The sequence below is a fragment of the Ruegeria sp. CDSA020 genome (assembly GCF_059612345.1).
Window position 1 is genome coordinate 98,670 of record NZ_JBXWQK010000001.1, and the last position, 20,087, is coordinate 118,756.

Consider the following 20,087-nt stretch of genomic DNA (forward strand, 5'->3'; position numbering starts at 1 on the left):
GATAAAAGGGAGCCGGTGGAGCGGCTCCCTTTCATGAATTTTTCTCCCCGTCGGACCGGCCGACTTAATTATGAGCAGACGTTACGAGAGGGCGGCGCGGTGGTCAACTGCTAACCTGAAAATTTAATTATGAAGCTATGGTGGAAAAAGGGCCGCGCGTGAACGCGCGGCCAGTCGACAGGGAGGAAGTTTGTTGACCGCGCAATTCTCATACACGAACAACCAGAAAACTATCGCAGCCAAAGGTTAACTTTGTATGCTGGGCGGAGATCGGTAGGAAACAGGGCCTTAAGCATATGAGTGAGAACATATTTCTTGGCGGTGGTGGCGCAGATTACAGCCAACCGCAGACGTTGTCGTTGAAATACGCCAACCGCCACGGCCTGATCGCCGGTGCGACCGGTACTGGCAAGACCGTGACGCTTCAGATCCTGGCCGAGGGGTTTTCCAAGGCTGGGGTGCCGGTGTTTCTGTCTGACGTCAAAGGTGATCTGTCTGGGTTGGCGCTGGCGGGCAGTGAAAGTCACAAGCTACATGGGGCATTTCAGAAGCGTGCCGAAACCATCGGATTCACGGATTACGAATATGCCGCTTGCCCGGTCACTTTCTGGGATCTGTTCGGTCAGCAAGGCCATCCGGTTCGAACCACAGTATCCGAGATGGGACCTTTGTTGTTGTCCAGGCTGATGGACCTGAGCGAAGCACAAGAAGGCATTGTAAACATTGCATTTCGGGTTGCCGATGAAGAAGGTATGCCCCTGTTGGATATGAAAGATCTGCAAGCTCTGTTGGTCTGGATCGGAGAGAACAGAGCAAATCTTTCGCTGCGCTATGGGAATGTCTCAACCGCCTCGATCGGTGCCATCCAGCGACGGTTGTTGGTTCTTGAAAATCAAGGGGGCACCAATCTGTTTGGCGAACCTGCCCTGGAACTGGCCGATCTTATGCGCACCGATGCCAACGGGAATGGCATGGTGAACATCCTGGCCTCTGACAAGCTGATGGGATCACCTCGTCTGTATGCGACGTTCCTGTTATGGCTGCTGAGCGAACTGTTTGAAGAGTTGCCCGAAGTCGGCGATCCGGACAAACCCAAGCTGGTATTTTTCTTTGACGAAGCGCATCTGTTGTTCGAAGACGCGCCCAAAGTGCTTGTGGACAAGGTCGAGCAGGTCGCCCGCCTTATCCGATCAAAGGGCGTAGGGGTCTATTTCATCTCGCAAAACCCGGCAGACATCCCAGAAGACATTCTGGGTCAGTTGGGTAACCGGGTACAGCATGCTTTGCGAGCCTTCACCGCCCGAGACAGGAAAAACCTTCGCCTTGCGGCTGAAACCTACCGCGAGAATCCAACCTTTGATACTGAGGCCGCCATCCGTGAGGTTGGCGTGGGCGAGGCGGTTACATCCATGCTGCAAAAGAAAGGGGTTCCGGGCATCGTCGAACGCACTTTGATCCGTCCCCCTGGGTCACAGTTGGGGCCGATTACCGCTGCCGAACGGCAAATGGTAATGAATGCGTCTCCGATGAAAGGCAAATACGAAACCCGCATAGATCGCAGATCAGCCTTTGAGATACTCCAGGCGCGGACTGATGCCGCAGCACAGGCCGCAGCCGAGGCAGAAGAACAGCTTGAGTCTCAATCGATTGCAGAACGCGAATTTGCCACGGCTCGCCGATACTCAGGTAGCAAAGTAACGCGGTCTTCTTCGCGGATCGTGCGAAAGAAAGACACCTTTGCCACCGCCATGAGCGAGGCCGTCATTAAAGAGCTTAAGGGAACAACCGGGCGCAGGATCGTCCGAGGCATTCTGGGCGGGTTATTTCGTAATCGTTGAATGGCGGGCCGGGCTGATTGCCCGGCCACACAACGGTCACTTCAGGCGGCGTTGGCCTTCTTGTCTGCAATATGCATCAGCCTCGGGGACGGACATTTTTGTTGCCGGAAAGTCGATTGCCCGGTCCCAGTCCACGCGGTTCTGCCGGTAGAGCTGGCATGTCACCACGCCCTTGGGGGTCTGGACTTTGACCGGAGTGGTTTCCAGATCTTTTGGTGACGGAATACATGCGGTCAAAGAGGCAAGAACCGGCAACAGAATGAGTGTCTTTGTAAGAGTGGTTTTCATCGGTGTTTTCTATTCCCTGCGGGCAAATGGTAGTAGTCTGCACAAAGGCAAATAATTGGTGAACACGACTGTGAAACATGTCAGGCCGATGATTTGCTCTAGTAAGTTCCTCACTCAAAAGCAAGAAACCGCGCCAATTTCTTGACGCGGTTCCATATATTGGAGGTTCTGTGGCCCTATTTCTCGGGGATCAACCCTCTTGGGCTGAATCTAAGAACAATCAGCAGAATCAACCCCATCGTGAACAGTCGCATATGGGCCGCGCTGTCGATCAGATGCGTCTTGAGCGCACTGCCATCGGGCATTCCGGACGTGATCAGGTTCATAAGCCACAACCCAATCGGTTCGACCTGGACCCACAGAAACCAGATGAGGAACGCGCCCAGCACAGCACCAAAGTTGTTGCCCGATCCGCCCACGATCACCATGACCCAGACCAGAAATGTAAAGCGCAGAGGGTTGTAGGTACCCGGCGTCAACTGCCCGTCCAGCGTTGTCATCATCGCGCCCGCGATACCGCAGATGGCAGAGCCCAGAACGAAGATTTGCAAATGGCGGCGGGTGACATCTTTACCCATCGCCTCGGCTGCAACCTCGTTGTCACGGATGGCGCGCATCATGCGGCCCCAGGGGCTGCGCAGCGCCATCTGGGCCATCCACAGCAGGATCAGAAGAACAACCATGAACAGCAGGGAATAGCCCAGCTTGACCGACAGGGTCGAGGCGATGACAGGGTCCAGCCCAAACCAATCGGCACGGGCAATGAAGGATGGATCCTGCTGCAGCTCAACCTCATAGCCGACCACGGGCGAGGGGCGCGGGATGCCGTAGACATTCTTGACACCTCGGGCCAACCAGTCCTCGTTTTTCATGATTGCGATGATGATTTCGGCAATCCCAAGCGTCGCAATCGCCAGATAGTCCGAGCGCAGGCCAAGGGCAGTTTTGCCGATCAACCAAGCAGCACCGGCGGCCAACACGCCGCCCGCGGGCCAGGCCAACAGAACCGGCAGATTCAACCCGCCAAGGTTGCCCGCAACGGCTGGGTCAATGGCTTCGACACCAGCAACGCTGGGGTCAAACACCGCACGGTAAATGAAAAACCCGGCGATCAGAATCGCGACGATGGCAATCGTCTGTACACGGCCCCTCGGTATTTTTGTTGCCACCAGAACCGCCGCAACGACGGTCGCAGCCCCCAACAGCAACGCAAGGACGATCCCGTATCCTCCGGATGACCACGCTCCGGGTGTCGGCGGGGTTGAGACCAGCACAACCGCCAGCCCGCCCAGCGCAACAAAGCCCATAACACCAACGTTAAACAAGCCGGCAAAGCCCCATTGCAAGTTCACCCCAAGCGCCATGATGGCCGAGATCAGCCCCATGTTCAGGATCAGGATCGCCGAATTCCAGCTTTGCGTGAATCCGGTCAACAGGATCAGGCCGCCAACAACCACGAAAAGCAGCGTATTTTTGACAGTCTCGGTCATACTGCTTTCCCCTTAAACAGACCTGTGGGCTTAAACAGAAGCACGATAAGCAAGATAACAAAGCTGACCGCGAATTTGTAATCGGTGGATAGGAATTGGACCAATCCCGAAGGCTCCAGATGTTCCGGTGCCAGATAGGTCAGCACCTTTTTCCACGCATAGGTGATCGTCACCTCGGAAAACGCGATGATGAACCCGCCCGCGATAGCGCCCAGCGGGTTGCCGAGGCCGCCGACGATGGCCGAAGCGAAGATCGGCAGCAGAAGCTGGAAATAGACAAAGGGCTTAAAGCTCTTGTCCAACCCGTAAAGCACACCCGCAGTTGTCGCCAGCGCCGCGACAAGGATCCAAGTGATCATCACCACACGTTCAGGGTTGATGCCGGACAGCAGCGCCAGATCCTCGTTATCCGAATAAGCGCGCATCGACTTGCCGGTGCGGGTTTTGTTCAAAAACCAGAACAAAAGTGCCACGGCGACAACGGCCACAACCACGGTGATGCCCTGAGAGGTCTTGATCGCCAACCCCTCACGCAGCCCGGTCATTGCCTTGAATTCCCGCGCTGAAACGATGAACCGCTCGCCGTCCGAGAACCTTTGATCATCCGGCCCGATTATGAACCGCACCAGCCCGTTCATGATGAACATCACGCCCATCGAGACGATCACCAGAATGACCGGCTTGGCCTTTTGTTCCCGGTAGAAACGGTAAACTAGCCGATCCGTGATCAGAACCAGAACGATACAGCCCAGAATGGCAAAGGGCAGGGCCAGCAGAGCGGTCGGCAGCGGCCCGAAACTGACCCCGGCGGCCTGCAGACCCCATGTGACCAGCACCGCGATCATCGCGCCAAAGGCCATCGTGTCGCCATGGGCAAAGTTTGAGAACCGCAGGATGCCATAGATCAGCGTCACCCCCAACGCGCCCAGCGCCAACTGGCTGCCATAGGCGATTGCGGGAACAAGAACGAAGTTGGAGAGCGCCACAAGGGCGTTGAGGAAGTCCATTAGTTTTCTTCTCCGCAGAAGCCGTTTACCACTTCAACAAAATGAGAATTAGGGAGCCTCTGTATGGTCATAGCGATGCCGATTGGTTTGCCGTCGGTCCACAATTCAACGACCGCATTGGTCAGAGTGTTATCAATAACACTGTTCACCACAATCGCGCGATCATTTGAGAGTCTGCTGTCAGCCTGAAAGTCTCCGAAATGAACTCTAGAGTCCTTGGTCGACGGAACCGCGTAAACTTGTAGTTCACCGTCGTCCATTGAGATTTCCAGCCAAAAGCTTCCTTCTGGACAGTCCGTGGCGGGACAATCTGCACCCATGCACATCGCTCTAACTTCACACATTCTCATTTCGCAGTAGGTCTTAGGAAACGAGGCGGCTTGCGCAGGGCTTTGCCACATTAGGTTCATCGAAAGAGCGAACGTGATGAACAATTTGAAGGAGGTTACTTTCATCCTCACCCCCCCAAGAAGCTTTTACGAACTTCGGGATCGGCCAGCAATTCCTTGCCCGTACCGGTATAGGCGTTCCGCCCTTGAACCAGCACATATCCCTTGTCGGCGATCTCCAACGCCTGACGAGCGTTCTGCTCAACCATCAGGATCGGCAGTCCGGTGCGGGAAACCTCGATAATCCGGTCGAACAGCTCATCCATCACGATGGGTGAAACACCGGCGGTGGGTTCGTCCAACATCAGCACTTTGGGCTGGGTCATCAAGGCGCGGCCCACGGCGACCTGTTGGCGCTGACCACCCGATAGCTCTCCGGCAGCTTGATTGCGTTTGTCACGGAGAATGGGAAAGAGGTCATAGACCTGTTCCATCGTGTCTGAAAAGTCGTCACGACGGATGAAGGCACCCATCTCAAGGTTTTCTTCGACCGTCATCGAAGTGAAGATGTTCGAGGTCTGCGGAACAAAGCCCATCCCCTTGATCACCCGATCCTGGGGCGACAGGTTGGTGATGTCTTCTCCGTCCAGTCGCACAGATCCCGCGCGGACATCCAGCATCCCAAACACGGCCTTCATTGCAGTGGATTTACCGGCGCCGTTGGGGCCAACGATTACAGCGATTTCACCGGCATCGACTGAAATCGTGCAATCATGCAGGATATCCGGGCCCTTGCCATAGCCGCCGGTCATGGTGTCGCCGATCAGGAATGGGCCACCTTCGACGCGGTGCGTCTTTCCGCTTTTGCGATGTGCGGGCGTCATCGTGCCCATGCCTTGGGTGTTGGTGATCGAGGCATCCTTGTTGCCGTGGTCATCCTGATAAGGATTATCGCTCATGCCCCGGCCTCCAGCTTGTCTTTGTTCTTGAGGCCGGTGCCCAGATAGGCTTCGATCACATGCTCATTGGCTTTGATCTCGTCCAGAGTGCCCTGGGCCAGAACCTTGCCCTCGGCCATACAAATGACCGGGTCGCAGATTTTGCCGATGAAATCCATGTCGTGTTCGATGACTACAAACGTATAGCCGCGTTCCTTGTTCAGGCGCAGGATTGTGTCGGCGATGGTCATCAGCAGGGTGCGGTTCACACCCGCGCCGACCTCGTCCAGAAATACGATCTTGGCGTCGACCATCATGGTGCGGCCAAGTTCCAGCAGTTTTTTCTGCCCGCCCGAGACCTGACCGGCCTTGTGATCGGCCAGATGTTCGATGGTAAGAAACTCCAGCACCTCATCGGCCTTGGCCTTTAACGCGCGCTCTTCATTGGCGATGCGTTTGCGGCCGAACCAGGTGTTCCACAGCGATTCCCCGGATTGCGCTCCGGGCACCATCATCAGGTTCTCTCGGCAACTCATCGAGGAAAACTCATGCGCGATCTGAAAAGTGCGCAGCAGACCTTTGTGAAACAGATCGTGTGGTGGCAAGCCGGTTATGTCCTCGCCATCCATGAACACGCGTCCAGAGGTGGGCGGGAGCACACCCGCGATCACGTTGAACAGAGTTGTCTTTCCGGCCCCGTTCGGCCCAATCAGGCCGGTGATCGAACCCTTCTGGATTTCCAGCGATGCCCCATCCACCGCATGAAACCCGCCGAAATGCTTATGCACGTCCTCGACGACGATCATCTTTTCCCCTAGCCGCCGTTTTCGGCGTTCTTGTTTTCACACCCTCATTGAAGAGGTGCGGTCTTTTTTCACTGAAGCAGCCCGGACACAAGGTCCGGGCTGCTTATTTTCAGGTCTTCTCAGGTCAAAATCAACGGAAGTTGACGGTCTTGTTTTCGCCGTCGGTGACTTCGATCTCGCGATACGAACCTGCGCTTTCGCCGGGGCCGATCAGCTCAACGCCGGACGCGCCGACATAGTCGATGTCCTGACCAGCGGCCAACAGTTCCAAACCTTTGGCCAGCTCACCCGGATAGATCTTCTCTCCTGGAGCGTTGGCAACATCTAGGATCTTGCTGCCGTAGTCGGCCGGGTTGGTCGAACCAGCGGCCTGCATCGCCAGCATGAACAGCGCTGCGGCGTCATAGCTTTCAGGCGAATAGGGCGACGATCCGTCAAAACCGGCGGCTTCGGCCATGGCAAAGTACTTTTCAGCACCTTCACCACCTGAACCGGCGATCTGACCGAACGAGCCGTTCAGGTCGGGGCCGACATTTGCGGGCAGCGAGTCACCGATCATGCCGCCGGGCAAGCCGAACGTGTCGAATGCACCGCTGTCCAGCGCCGACTGAATGATGCCCAATCCGCCCTGATCGAGATACCCGGCTACAACCAGAATGTCGCCACCGGCCGAGGCCAGCGCGCCAACTTCGGCCGAGTAGTCCGCTTTGCCATCCTCATGCGCTGCCACGATTGTGACTTCGCCGCCCGATGCCTCGAACGAGGACTGGATCGCGTCTGCCAGACCCTTGCCATAGTCGTTGTTGGTGTAGGTCAGTGCGATTGAAGTGATCCCGCGATCATTCAGGATATCTGCCATCACCTGACCTTCACGTGCATCCGACGGGGCGGTGCGGAAGAACAGGCCGTTATCCTCCATGGTCGACAGACCGGGCGAGGTGGCCGAGGGCGAGATCATGACCATCCCGTTCGGGATCGCGACATTCTGCAGGATCGCTCCGGTCACGCCAGAGCAGTCACCGCCAATGATGCCGGCAACGCCGTCGGCAATCATGCGTTCACCGTTCGAGGTGGACAGGCCGTTGTCGATACAGCCGGTATCAGCGCGCGATGCAGTGACGGTAGAGCCATCCAGCAATTTGCCGGATTCGGTGACTTCGGCCATCGCCATCTCGGCGCCTGAACCCATAGCGGGTGCCAGCGATTCAATCGGTCCGGTAAAGCCGAACAGAACACCCAATGTGACGTCTTCGGCCATAGCTGCGCCCGAAAGAAGGGCGGTTGCTGCAGTTGCTGTAAGCAGCTTTTTCATATGGTTACTCCCAGTTGTGAACGTATTCGTTCTGGGCACGACCCTAGGCAAGCTGTTCGAAAAAGAAAAGTCCTAACGCAAACGTGTTTTTGTGGCGCACAGTTCTAGTTGTTCAGATGTGCCCGGCGCGGTGTTTTCGGTAAGGAGAACGAGATGTTTAGACTAGCTTTGATCTTCATCTTTTCTGTTGTTTCAGGGTTGGCAGGGGCAGAATCGCTAACTACCAGCTCCGGATCGGCGCGTGTGACGGCGATGGTGAAGGGGCTCGATACGCCCTGGGCAATCGGCATCCTGCCTGACATGTCCTTTCTGGTAACTGAGCGCGACGGTGATCTTCTGTTCGTGTCGGAGGGAAACATAGCTCGCGTCAAAGGCACTCCCAATGTGGTTGCAAAGGGGCAGGGCGGTTTGCTGGACGTAACCGTTGCCAGGGATTTTTCGCAAAGCCGTGAGGTTTTCCTGACCTATTCCAAGCCTCAACCAAAGGGGGCAGGCACTGCACTTGCGATTGCGCGCCTGTCCGAAGACGGATCAGAGCTGACCGATCTGCGCACGATTTTCGAAGCTGAAAATGGTTGGGATTCTGGGCGTCATTTTGGCTCTCGTATTGTCGAGGCAAAGGACGGGACATTACTTGTCACTATCGGCGATCGTGGTGATCGCCCGACCGCACAGGATCAATCGAGTCACAACGGCTCGGTGATCCGTGTGAACCGGGACGGCTCGGTGCCGGCTGATAATCCATTTGTCGGACAACCGGGAATTCAGCCTGAGATATTGTCTTATGGCCACCGGAATCCCCAAGGTGCAGGGCTGGATGCACGGGGGCGCCTATGGGTATCGGAACATGGAGCCAAGGGCGGTGATGAAGTGAACCTAATCCGGCCGGGGCGGAACTATGGCTGGCCGGTGATTTCCTATGGCAAGCACTATTCCGGGCAAACAATCGGCGAGGGGACGGCGAAACCGGGGATGGTGCAGCCTGAATTCTATTGGGACCCTTCCATCGCCCCATCCGGCCTTTTGATTTATTCAGGCAAGCTTTGGCCCGAATGGAAGGGTGATCTATTCGTAGGGTCGCTCAAATTCGACTACATTGCTCGGCTTGAAGGCACTCCATTGACTGAGGTCGAGCAGATCAAGGGCCCTCAGACGGAACGCGTCCGCGACATTGTCGAGGCACCGGATGGATCAATCTGGTTTATTTCCGTCGGGCAGGGCGCTGTCTTTCGCATGACCCCCAGCGATTAAACAGACAAGCGCCCGCTTTGCGCACCGCGCTCACGATAGGGCGTGGTGTTGTAGTGCGCCCGGTAGCATTTCGAGAAATGGCTAGGCGAGGCAAACCCGCATGCCAGCGCCACGTTGATCACGCTCATGTCGGTCTGCATCAGCAGGTTCCGGGCCTTATGCAGGCGCAGCTCCATATAATAGCGTTTAGGCGACCGGCTGAGGTAACGGCGAAACAGACGCTCTAGCTGCCGCGTGGACATGCCGACCTCTTTGGCCAGAATCGAAGGCGAGATCGGCTCTTCGATGTTTTTCTCCATCATCAGGATGACCTGACTCAGCTTGGGATGGCGCACCCCAATCCGTGTTGGGGTCGACAGACGCTGTGTGTCCTGATCGGTGCGGATCGAGGAATAGATCAACTGATCGGCCACCGCGTTGGCAAGGTCTTCCCCGAAATCCTCGGCGATGATTTTCAGCATCAGGTCGATAGAGGAAGTGCCACCGGCTGTTGTCATCCGGTTTCCGTCAATTTGGAATACGGATTTGGTCAGTTCGACCTCATCAAACTCTTCGGTGAAACTGTCTGAGTTTTCCCAGTGAATTGTCGCACGCTTGCCATCCAGCAAACCGGCCTTAGCCAAGGTATAAGCTGCCGTACACAGCCCACCAATGCGCAATCCCCGACGTGCTTCGCGGCGGACCCAGTTCAGAATTTTCTTGGTGGTAGCGGCTTGAACATCGACACCGCCACAGATCAGCACGACGTCATCGCGCTGCAGCTCGGCTAGATCAGCGTCCAGTTTGAACTCGGTCCCGGCGGAGCATTTGATCGTCTCGCCGCCTTCGCCAGACAGGCTCCAGCTGTAAAGCTCTTTGTCGGCCATGCGGTTTGCGATGCGCAGGCTATCCAGCGCAGAGGCAAAACACAGCAGCGAGAATTTGTCCAACAGGACAAACACGAAATGACGAGGGCTGGCCGCAGTGGTTTCCACCGTGACAACTTGGCGTTGCTCTTGCATGGCGAGGTGTCCTTGATTCGGCGCCGTTTGACCCTACGTCCGGCGACAGATTTGAACGCCACCATGATCAAAGCTTGTTTGCGACGTCAAGAGGTCCAAATCGTATATGGCCTCTCATCAAACGTTTTTGTATAGAGGCGACTTGAATACTTCAGCGGAGATCAAAGCTATGACCGAATGGCAAAAAACGAACTGGCGCAACAAGCCCCGGGTTCAGATGCCAGACTATACCGACGCAGCCGCGCTGGCAAAAGTCGAGGCTCAGCTTTCGCAGTATCCGCCGCTGGTGTTTGCAGGTGAGGCACGTCGGCTCAAGCAACATCTTGGTGCTGCGGGGCGGGGTGAGGCTTTCCTGCTGCAGGGCGGCGACTGTGCTGAAAGCTTTGAACAATTCAGCGCGGATGCGATCCGCGACACCTTTAAGGTGATGCTGCAGATGGCCATGGTTCTGACCTATGGCGCAAAGGTGCCGGTGGTCAAAGTGGGCCGTATGGCTGGACAGTTCGCCAAACCGCGCAGCGCACCGACAGAGGTGGTGGATGGCATTGAGCTGCCCAGCTATCGCGGCGATATCATCAACGAGCTGGATTTCACGCCCGAGGCGCGGATTCCGAATCCGTCCAAGATGTTGCAAGCCTATACGCAGGCAGCGGCAACATTGAACTTGTTGCGCGCCTTTTCGACCGGTGGTTTCGCCGATATGAGCCATGTGCATTCGTGGACACTCGGCTTTGCCGATGGCCAGGATGTTCAGAAATACTCTGAAATTGCTGACCGAATTCAGGATTCGATTGATTTCATGGGGGCTGCGGGCATCACCGCGGACACAACGCATGAATTCTCGTCGGTTGAATTCTATACCAGCCACGAAGGTCTGCTGCTTGAATACGAAGAGGCGCTGACCCGTCTTGATTCTACATCGGGCAACTGGTTGGCCGGGTCCGGCCACATGATCTGGATTGGCGACCGCACCCGTCAGCCTGATGGCGCGCATGTTGAATTCTGTTCTGGTGTTCTGAACCCGATCGGTCTGAAATGCGGTCCGACGACATCTGCCGAAGACCTCAAAGTTCTGATGGCCAAACTGAACCCGGAAAACGAAGAAGGGCGTCTGACCCTGATCGCGCGGTTTGGTGCAGGCAAGGCGGGAGAGCATCTGCCGCGTCTGGTCAAAGCCGTCAAGGAAGAGGGCGCCAAGGTGACCTGGGTCTGTGACCCAATGCACGGCAATACGATCAAATCGGCCACCGGCTATAAGACCCGGCCCTTTGATTCCGTGCTGCGCGAAGTTCGCGACTTCTTTGGTGTGCATCAGGCCGAGGGCACGATCCCCGGCGGTGTGCATTTTGAGATGACGGGGCTAGACGTGACCGAATGCACTGGAGGTGTACGCGCTGTTACCGAAGAAGATCTGTCAGACCGTTACCACACTGCCTGCGATCCACGTTTGAACGCGTCGCAGTCGTTGGAACTGGCCTTCCTTGTTGCGGAAGAACTGACAGATCTGCGCCGGAACCGCGGCAAACGCGCAGCCTCCTAACCACTTGGTCAGACGGTTTTAAAAAGGCGGGTCTAATAGGCCCGCCTTCTTTACATTCAACACGCGTTACTCGTTACTTATCCCGTGATACGACCAATCGAAGGTAAGATCCGGGACGTTTGAACTCTTGTTGTTCTTCGGCAAATCCTTCGACAACAGGCTGAACCGGTTGTTGAGGCGCCTGTATTTCTGACACAGCACGCAGTTTGTGATGGCTTACATCAAAGCGCCGGGGGGTTGCCCCAATCGCCCCGTCACTGACCATGACGCCAAGAACACGGCTGACATCGCCCAAATCGCTTTTCAGCGGCAAAAGGATCATTCGCGCCTGAAGATCCGTGCGCCCAAACCCACCGGTCGAGGCCAATTCAAGTTCAGCAATGGCAGGACCGGAAAAAACCTGTTCAAGGACTTCCGTAACCTGAGTTCGTGCGCTGGGTTCGAAAAAAGCGGTCAGCGGCATTCCCCGGACCTCCATACCCGCCAGTGTGTTCAAGTGACTGCCGGCTAGACGAAACCGGGCCAGACCGGGTGCAATGCGTTCAAGGATGAAGGTGTTAGGCAGGATATTCTCAAGCCCGCGCGGGTCGATCTGAGATCGCATAGGAACACCATCGCCGGACAGCAAGGCTGTCCAGTACGCTTCGGCCTGTCGTATGGGCGATAGACTGCGCCCACTGTCAAAACGATCCATTGCGACGATCTTTCCAAATTTAGTCCCGGAACCGTTACCGAAAAAGATCTTCATTTTCATCACCCTAACTGCAATCGACCGTCATTTTCATAAAATGCAAGATACCGGGAGCTTTTGCGCCTTGTCGGTACTTGCCTAGACGAGATTGGCACGGGTTGAGTCAATTTTGGAGTAATTCTTTAATGAATGGTTAACCTCTGTCCGACGCTGTCATTCTCAGCAAACTCTTGCCCTGCACACGAGGATGGCATTAGGTGCGGACAAGAACACTGGGCGGGCAAAGCGGAGAAGACAGGCATGATCAGATCCATGACCGGATTTGCCTCGGGCAAGGGAACACATGGTTCACATAGCTGGACCTGGGAGTTGCGCAGCGTAAACGGCAAAGGGCTGGATATGCGTCTGCGGGTGCCTGAATGGCTCACCGGGCTCGAAACCGCGCTTCGTTCACGGATTTCGAAAAGCCTGGGCCGGGGGAATGTGACGCTTTCGCTCAAGCTGAGCCGCGAGGAAACGACAGCCGATCTCGTGCTGAATCCAGTTGCGATGGCCGCTGCTCTGGATGCTCTGGCGCGAACGCAGACGATGGCAGAAGAACGGGGACTAGCGCTGGCCCCGTCGACGGCGGCCGAGCTTATTGCTGTCAAAGGCATGTTGGAAACCGGTGGGGATGCGGATGACCCGGCCCCCTTGGTCAAACATCTGACCGACGCGTTAGAAGATTTGCTGAGCGATTTCATTAAGATGCGTGAATCCGAAGGCCGGGCCCTGGCCGATGTGCTGGAGGCGCAGCTATCGCAGGTTTCAAGCCTTACGGAGCAAGCCGCCAAGCTCGCTGAAGAGCGCCGGGATAAAATCGCTGAAAACTTACAAGAAAACCTGCAGCGCGTGATGGATAATGCGCAAGGCGCGGATCCGGACCGGGTTGCACAGGAGCTGGCTCTGATCGCAGTCAAGTCGGATATAACGGAAGAAATTGACAGGCTGAAAGCCCATGTCACTGCCGCACGCGATTTGCTTGCACAGGATGCCGCCGTGGGGCGCAAGCTTGATTTTCTGATGCAAGAGTTCAATCGCGAGGCCAATACGCTGTGTTCCAAGGCACAAAGCGCCGATTTGACATCGGTTGGGCTTGAGTTAAAGGCGGTAATAGATCAGATGCGCGAGCAAGTGCAGAACGTAGAATAATGACAGGAGCGCCCTGATGGCGGATCGACGCGGCCTATTAATCATTCTGTCCTCGCCTTCGGGCGCAGGGAAATCCACGTTGGCCAAGCGTCTGATGCAATGGGACACAGATCTGGAGTTCTCGGTTTCGGCCACAACACGCGCGCCCCGGCCTGGGGAAGAACATGGGCGTGAGTATTATTTCCTGACCGAAGATACCTTTCGACAGCAGGTGTCCGAGGGACAGATGCTGGAACATGCCCATGTATTTGGCAATTTCTACGGCTCTCCGGCTGGGCCAGTCCGCGAGTCCATCAATGACGGCAAGGACGTTCTGTTTGATGTCGACTGGCAGGGCGAGGTGCAGATTAGGAACTCGGATCTGGGCAAACACGCCCTGTCAATTTTCATCCTGCCACCGTCGATCCCCGAATTGCGCCGCCGACTGGAAAGCCGCGGTCAGGACAGTGAAGAGGTTATTTCCAAGCGGATGCTCAAAAGCTGGGATGAGATCAGTCATTGGGGATATTACGACTATGTGCTGGTCAATGACGATCTGGACGAGACCGAAGAAAAGCTGAAAACCATCGTCAGTGCCGAGCGAATTCGGCGTATCCAGCAACCCAAGCTTCAGGATCATGTCCGTACGCTGCAAAACGAATTCGAGGATCAGTCATGACCATCTATGCCCTTGGCTCTGATGTACCGGAAATCCACGAAGACACATGGGTCGCCCCAGACGCCAATCTGATCGGCAAAGTCGTGCTCGAGCAGGGGGCCTCGGTCTGGTTCGGCTGTACGATTCGCGCTGATCACGAAGAAATTCGGATTGGAGAAGGCAGCAATGTTCAGGAAAACTGCGTCATGCATATTGATGCGGGGTATCCTCTGACCATCGGGAAGAACTGCACGATTGGGCATAAGGTCATGCTGCATGGCTGTACGATCGGGGATAATACCCTGATCGGAATGGGGGCCATCGTGTTGAACGGTGCCAAGATCGGCAAAAACTGTCTGATCGGGGCAGGGGCTTTGGTGACCGAAGGAAAAGAGATACCGGATAACTCTCTGGTCATGGGATCACCGGGTAAAGTGGTGCGGGAGATCGACGCTGCAACCGCCCAGAAACTGACCTTCAGCGCCTTGCATTATCAAGAAAACATGCGTCATTTTCGCGATACAATGCGAGAGCTATCCTAGCGTCCAACTGCGTTGCTAAGAGAACTGCCCCTTTATGACCAACGACCAACTTGAAGAAATTGTAACCGCCATCCCGATGCCCGCGCTGATGGTTGACCAGACGGAACGGATTATTGCGGTCAATACCGAAGCAAAGACGTTGTTGGGCCAGAATATCCTGCAGCGGCATTTCGCGACCATCCTCAGACAGCCGCAGGTTATTGAAGCGATTGAACAAAGCCTGCGCACGAAGGGAACGTCCAACACTCGGCACCTGTCCAATGACGGTGCCCAGGATACAACTTTCGAAGTTCAGTGCCGGTATATGAATGGGGTCGGTGCAGTATCCGGCGGTGCGTTGCTTGCTGTATTTCAGGACGTTACGCATGTTGAGCAAGCAAATCAGATGCGACGTGATTTCGTCGCGAATGTCAGCCATGAATTGCGGACCCCACTGACGGCATTAATGGGCTTTATTGAAACTTTGCGCGGTCCGGCCCGAGATGACGAGGCTGCCCGGGATCGTTTTCTTCAGATCATGAACGACGAGGCAAATCGCATGAACCGGCTTGTCGGCGATCTTCTGTCTTTGAACCGGGTCGAAAGCGAAGAGCGGGTTCGCCCGAAAGAACAACTTGAGCTGACAGCACTTCTTAAATCGACCCTCAATTCTCTGCGTCCATTGGCAGATGGCGCGGATGTAGTGCTGAGCCTGGATGCGCCCGAAGACAAAATAGTGCTAGTTGGCGACAGCGACCAGTTGCTCCAAGTATTTACCAACCTGATCGAGAACGGAATTAAATACGGCGGCAGCGGTGGTCGGGTAGAAGTTCGCGTCAAATCTTCGGATCACGATACTGCTATGCGCGGTCCCGGTGTTCGCATTCAGATCGTGGATAGGGGACCTGGAATCGACCCGAAGCATGTATCGCGTTTGACCGAACGATTCTATCGCGCGGACAGTCATAGGTCACGGCAACTGGGTGGAACCGGGTTAGGCCTTGCGATTGTAAAACATATTCTAAACCGCCATCGCGGCAGATTGCGGGTGGAAAGCGATCTTGGAAAAGGCACTGTTTTTACAGTGATTTTGCCGCGCTGATCGCTCGGATCAAACCAGTTGTCGGATCTGTTTTGTTTCTTTCACAGCATATGTCCCGTGGCGTATCGGCTGAAAATCCAAACGTGTCATGAAACCGTTACACACTTGTCACAAAAGGCTTACGCACGACTTTTAGAGGTTCGGCCAAGATCATCATGAGGATGATCCAGAAACATATTTCTCAAGGAGACTGAAATGTCCTTTGTAAAACTGTCGGCTTCGGTTCTGGCTATCGCTGCTGTTTCGGCCACTGCGGCCACCGCGCGTGATCAAGTTCAGGTTGCTGGTTCTTCCACCGTTCTGCCCTATGCTTCGATCGTTGCAGAAGCCTTTGGCGAAAACTTTGACTTCCAGACCCCGGTTGTTGAATCGGGCGGATCTTCGGCCGGCCTCAAGCGGTTCTGTGAAGGTGTTGGTGAAAACACCATCGACGTAGCGAACGCTTCGCGCCAGATCCGTGAAAAAGAGATCAAAGCCTGCGCCGAAAACGGCGTCACCGACATCATCGAAGTTCAGATCGGCTATGACGGCATCGTTTTCGCATCCGACATCAACGGCAACTCATTCGAGTTCACGCCGGAAGATTGGTACAAAGCGCTGTCCGCTCAGATTGTGGTTGATGGCCAGCTGGTCGACAATCCCAACAAGACCTGGGCCGACGTGAACCCTGCATTCCCAGCGCAGCCGATCGCAGCCTTTATCCCCGGCACCAAGCACGGCACGCGTGAAGTGTTCGAAGACAAGGTGATCCTGGCCGGTTGTGAGCATCTGGGTGACTTTGATGTCTACAAAGCTGCAAATGGCGACGACAAAAAGGCCGCTGAAAAAGCCTGTATCGCTCTGCGTACCGATGGCGTTTCGGTCGACATCGACGGTGACTATACCGAGACCCTGGCGCGTATCGACAGCAACAAAGACGGCATCGGCGTCTTTGGTCTGGCGTTCTACGAAAACAACACCGACAAACTGCAGGTTGCGACCATGGCAGGCATCGTGCCTTCGACCGAATCCATCGCAACTGGCGAATACCCGGTATCGCGCCCGCTGTTTTTCTATGTGAAAAAAGCACATATCGGCGTTATCCCCGGGCTGAAAGAATATGCAGAGTTCTTCGTCGCTGATGAGGTTGCAGGCCCCGATGGTCCTCTGGCTGCATACGGTCTGGTATCAGACCCTGAGCTGGTCAAGGTTCAGGAAATCGTAGCCAGCGAAACCACTTTGGGCGGCGGTTCCTAAGCTTTCACACGACTGAACCGGGGCGGTGTCTACGCCCCGGTTTTCTTAAATCCACTCCTGCCGCTTGACGGAGTTCTCATGGCACTAACCTGGCTGCTGCTCATTTTGCTGGCGATTGCTGTTCTTGGCTATTTTGCGGGCCGGTCCCGCGCGATGGCCAGCGCGGACGGAAACCTGCGCAATCTGCACTCTCTTCCTTCCTACTACGGCTACAACGTCGCGCTGACGGCTCTGATACCGGGGTTCGTTTTGCTGGTCACCTGGTTGCTGGTGCAGCCCTTGGTCGTAAGCAGCTCTGCCTCGGGATTGCTCCCGGATTCGGCAATCCCCGAGGGGTCAACCCGCGGTTTGCTGATGAGTGAGGTGCGCCGAGTTGCCAACGGCCTGGATGGCGCTGTCGCCGCAGGCACCATGACCGAAGATTTTGCCCGCAGCGCGCATGAGGATTTTGCCGATGTGACCGCTCGATTGAAAGGGGCTGGTCAGATCATTACGCAAGAGGTAACCGCACCTATTCTGCTGGCGGCGCAGAAATATCGCTCGATGAGCGCAAGCGGAACCATTGCGATGCAGATCGCGGTTTTGGTTGTGACGCTGATCGGGGCCTCATTTGCCTATATCCGCACTCATAAAGAATTTCGCGCCCGAAATGTTGTCGAACAAGGCATTCTGGCGCTGCTGCTGCTGGCCGCTTCGATCGCAGTTCTGACCACAGTTGGCATCGTCCTGTCCATGTTTTTTGAAACGATGAATTTCTTCGAACTTCATTCTTGGAAAGACTTTTTCTTTGGAAGCACCTGGGCCCCGAACTTCCGGGGCGGAAGTGAACTGTCGATCCTCCCACTGCTGTGGGGGACTTTGTATATTTCTCTGATCGCGTTGCTGGTTGCGGTTCCGATTGGGCTGTACGCTGCGATCTATCTTTCCGAATATGCCTCGAGCGTGGCAAGGTCTGTGGCCAAGCCTTTGCTGGAAATCCTCGCCGGTATCCCAACCATCGTTTACGGTCTTTTCGCGCTGCTGACGGTCGGTCCGGCACTGGTATCTGTGTTCGGGCAGGGGGGTGCCTTGGGCGTTGGTTGGATGGCCAGTTCGAACGCTGTACTCACGGCGGGTCTGGTCATGGGCATCATGCTCATCCCATTCGTGTCGTCACTATCTGACGACATCATCAACGCGGTGCCCCAGTCAATGCGAGACGGATCGCTAGGCTTAGGCGCAACGCATTCCGAAACTGTCAGGCAAGTCGTCCTGCCGGCAGCTTTGCCCGGGATCGTAGGGGCAATCTTGTTGGCCGCAAGCCGCGCAATCGGTGAGACCATGATTGTCGTGATGGCCGCCGGTGCGATTGCCAAATTCTCGGGAAACCCTTTCGAAGCCATGACCACAATCACCACTAGGATCGTCAGCCAGCTGACCGGGGATACTGATTTCGCAAGCCCGGAGACTCTTGTGGCCTTTGCCCTGGGTCTGACCCTGTTCATCATCACGCTGGGGCTGAACATCTTCGCCCTCTATATCGTGCGCAAATACCGGGAGCAGTATGAATGACTGACATGTCCCAAAAACAAGACGCAGCACCTGCCGCTAAACACAAAGGGGCTTCGCTGTTCAATCAGGACACGCGAACCAAGCGTCGCAATGCGGCCGAATCCCGGTTCAAAATGTACGGGATCGCGGCCATTGGTGTCGGTCTTGTGATGTTGATCGTGTTGGTGACCAATATCGTCACCTCCGGTACCGGCGCCTTTCAGCAAAGCTTTCTTGAGCTGACGGTTGAGCTGAAGGAAGACAAGCTCGACAAAAAGGGCAACCGTGACATCGCGGATATCAGCAAGGTTTCGACCTTCGGATACGCGCCTTTGATCGCCTCCGCACTGGAGGTTGAGGTGCAGAAACTGGGCATCCAGTCCGATCTGTCGCCCAAAGAGATGGGGCAAATCCTTTCCAAATCCGCACAGGCGGACCTGCGTAATTACGTCATCTCGAACCCTGATGAGATCGGAAAGTCGGTCAGCTTCCGTTTTTTGGTGAACAGCCGCGTTGATGGCTATCTGAAGGGCCGTGTGACACGCCAGTCCATCGCAAATGACAAAAGCATCTCTGTCGCACAGCTGGACTTCGTGGATCAGTTGCGTGCTGCTGGTGTGCTGTACAAGGCGTTCAACCCTGACTTTATCTTCGGGGCGGACGCCTCCGATCAGCGGCCCGAGGCTGCCGGGATCGGAGTATCCATGCTGGGTTCTCTGTTCATGATGCTGGTCGTGTTGGCACTGGCCTTACCGATCGGGGTCGCCGCCTCGATCTATCTGGAAGAATTCGCGCCTCAGAACCGGTTTACCGATATCATCGAGGTGAACATCTCGAATCTGGCGGCCGTTCCTTCGATTGTGTTCGGTATTCTGGGCCTTGCCGTGTTCATCAACTATATGCACCTGCCGACCTCAGCCCCGCTGGTGGGTGGTCTGGTTCTGACGCTGATGACGCTGCCAACAATTATCATTTCGACCCGAGCTTCACTCAAGGCGGTGCCGCCGTCGATCCGAGACGCCGCGTTGGGGGTAGGGGCCTCGAAAATGCAGGCAGTGTTTCATCATGTGCTGCCACTGGCCGCATCTGGCATCCTGACGGGTACTATAATTGGCCTGGCGCAGGCGCTTGGTGAAACTGCGCCGTTGCTGCTGATCGGGATGGTGGGCTTTATCGCCTCGAACCCGCCGGATGGAATAGTGGACGGTTTTCTGTCTCCGAACTCGGCCATGCCAGCACAGATTTACGAATGGTCTAAGCGCGCCGACCCGGCCTTTTACGAACGCGCATGGGGGGGCATCATTATCCTGCTGCTTTTCCTGGTAACAATGAATGCAATCGCAGTCATCCTGCGCCGTCGCTTTGAACGCCGCTGGTAA

19 protein-coding genes are annotated in these 20,087 nt (G+C 55.7%); 10 read left to right on the top strand and 9 right to left on the bottom strand.

The window, feature by feature from the left end:
• Positions 1–296 precede the first annotated feature (296 nt).
• A complete protein-coding gene (locus AC2FJW_RS00500; RefSeq protein ID WP_496691226.1) occupies positions 297–1,838 on the top strand; it encodes a helicase HerA-like domain-containing protein in 1,542 nt (513 codons plus the stop codon).
• Between the two features lie 36 nt (positions 1,839–1,874).
• Here the strand turns inward: AC2FJW_RS00500 and AC2FJW_RS00505 are convergent, their stop codons facing one another.
• From AC2FJW_RS00505 to AC2FJW_RS00535, 7 genes are all read right to left on the bottom strand, one after another.
• Positions 1,875–2,126: a hypothetical protein gene (locus AC2FJW_RS00505; protein ID WP_142633761.1), complete on the bottom strand. Its 252-nt coding sequence runs from the start codon at positions 2,124–2,126 to the stop codon at positions 1,875–1,877.
• Positions 2,127–2,302: 176 nt separating this feature from the next.
• Entirely contained in the window at positions 2,303–3,616 is a 1,314-nt protein-coding gene (locus tag AC2FJW_RS00510; protein WP_496708458.1) for a branched-chain amino acid ABC transporter permease, read from the bottom strand.
• The gene (locus AC2FJW_RS00515) at positions 3,613–4,623 is read right to left on the bottom strand and encodes a branched-chain amino acid ABC transporter permease (protein WP_282021241.1); all 1,011 of its coding nucleotides are present in this window, start codon (positions 4,621–4,623) and stop codon (positions 3,613–3,615) included. Before AC2FJW_RS00515 ends, AC2FJW_RS00510 begins: the two co-directional genes overlap by 4 nt.
• The gene (locus AC2FJW_RS00520; RefSeq protein WP_496748934.1) at positions 4,623–5,078 is read right to left on the bottom strand and encodes a hypothetical protein; all 456 of its coding nucleotides are present in this window, start codon (positions 5,076–5,078) and stop codon (positions 4,623–4,625) included. Before AC2FJW_RS00520 ends, AC2FJW_RS00515 begins: the two co-directional genes overlap by 1 nt.
• A 2-nt stretch (positions 5,079–5,080) precedes the next feature.
• A complete protein-coding gene (locus tag AC2FJW_RS00525) occupies positions 5,081–5,911 on the bottom strand; it encodes an ABC transporter ATP-binding protein (RefSeq protein ID WP_271947146.1) in 831 nt (276 codons plus the stop codon).
• The gene (locus tag AC2FJW_RS00530; protein ID WP_271947144.1) at positions 5,908–6,696 is read right to left on the bottom strand and encodes an ABC transporter ATP-binding protein; all 789 of its coding nucleotides are present in this window, start codon (positions 6,694–6,696) and stop codon (positions 5,908–5,910) included. Before AC2FJW_RS00530 ends, AC2FJW_RS00525 begins: the two co-directional genes overlap by 4 nt.
• A gap of 130 nt (positions 6,697–6,826) precedes the next feature.
• Complete coding sequence (locus AC2FJW_RS00535) at positions 6,827–8,008, bottom strand: ABC transporter substrate-binding protein (RefSeq protein ID WP_142633772.1); 1,182 nt, start codon at positions 8,006–8,008, stop codon at positions 6,827–6,829.
• A 153-nt stretch (positions 8,009–8,161) separates the two neighbouring features.
• Here AC2FJW_RS00535 and AC2FJW_RS00540 point away from each other — a divergent pair, with 153 nt between their 5' ends.
• Positions 8,162–9,259 (top strand): PQQ-dependent sugar dehydrogenase, encoded by a 1,098-nt coding sequence (locus AC2FJW_RS00540; protein WP_496748936.1) that lies wholly within the window; start codon positions 8,162–8,164, stop codon positions 9,257–9,259.
• Here AC2FJW_RS00540 and AC2FJW_RS00545 read toward each other — a convergent pair.
• Complete coding sequence (locus AC2FJW_RS00545) at positions 9,256–10,260, bottom strand: GlxA family transcriptional regulator (protein WP_496691228.1); 1,005 nt, start codon at positions 10,258–10,260, stop codon at positions 9,256–9,258. The genes AC2FJW_RS00540 and AC2FJW_RS00545 overlap by 4 nt on opposite strands.
• Before the next feature lie 169 nt (positions 10,261–10,429).
• Here AC2FJW_RS00545 and AC2FJW_RS00550 point away from each other — a divergent pair, with 169 nt between their 5' ends.
• On the top strand, positions 10,430–11,800 hold the full coding sequence (locus AC2FJW_RS00550; RefSeq protein WP_142633778.1) for a class II 3-deoxy-7-phosphoheptulonate synthase: 1,371 nt from the start codon (positions 10,430–10,432) through the stop codon (positions 11,798–11,800).
• A 73-nt stretch (positions 11,801–11,873) separates the two neighbouring features.
• On the opposite strand, the gene AC2FJW_RS00555 is transcribed toward AC2FJW_RS00550, so the two are convergent.
• Positions 11,874–12,548, bottom strand: coding sequence for a PAS domain-containing protein (locus AC2FJW_RS00555; protein WP_496748937.1), 675 nt, complete (start codon positions 12,546–12,548; stop codon positions 11,874–11,876).
• Positions 12,549–12,791: 243 nt separating this feature from the next.
• Here AC2FJW_RS00555 and AC2FJW_RS00560 point away from each other — a divergent pair, with 243 nt between their 5' ends.
• The 7 genes from AC2FJW_RS00560 (at position 12,792) to pstA (ending at position 20,087) form a co-directional block, all read left to right on the top strand.
• A complete protein-coding gene (locus tag AC2FJW_RS00560; protein ID WP_496748939.1) occupies positions 12,792–13,682 on the top strand; it encodes a YicC/YloC family endoribonuclease in 891 nt (296 codons plus the stop codon).
• Between the two features lie 16 nt (positions 13,683–13,698).
• On the top strand, positions 13,699–14,340 hold the full coding sequence (gene gmk / locus AC2FJW_RS00565) for a guanylate kinase (protein WP_496748940.1): 642 nt from the start codon (positions 13,699–13,701) through the stop codon (positions 14,338–14,340).
• On the top strand, positions 14,337–14,861 hold the full coding sequence (locus AC2FJW_RS00570) for a gamma carbonic anhydrase family protein (protein ID WP_496748942.1): 525 nt from the start codon (positions 14,337–14,339) through the stop codon (positions 14,859–14,861). The genes gmk and AC2FJW_RS00570 overlap by 4 nt, the downstream gene beginning before the upstream one ends.
• Before the next feature lie 34 nt (positions 14,862–14,895).
• Positions 14,896–15,942, top strand: a complete 1,047-nt coding sequence (locus tag AC2FJW_RS00575; RefSeq protein ID WP_496748943.1) for a sensor histidine kinase — start codon at positions 14,896–14,898, stop codon at positions 15,940–15,942.
• A 195-nt stretch (positions 15,943–16,137) separates the two neighbouring features.
• Entirely contained in the window at positions 16,138–17,178 is a 1,041-nt protein-coding gene (locus AC2FJW_RS00580; protein ID WP_142633790.1) for a substrate-binding domain-containing protein, read from the top strand.
• A gap of 78 nt (positions 17,179–17,256) precedes the next feature.
• A complete protein-coding gene (gene pstC, locus AC2FJW_RS00585; protein ID WP_496688112.1) occupies positions 17,257–18,729 on the top strand; it encodes a phosphate ABC transporter permease subunit PstC in 1,473 nt (490 codons plus the stop codon).
• Positions 18,726–20,087 carry a phosphate ABC transporter permease PstA gene (gene pstA, locus AC2FJW_RS00590; RefSeq protein WP_496748945.1) on the top strand — a complete coding sequence of 454 codons (1,362 nt, stop codon included), beginning with the start codon at positions 18,726–18,728 and terminating at the stop codon, positions 20,085–20,087. The genes pstC and pstA overlap by 4 nt, the downstream gene beginning before the upstream one ends.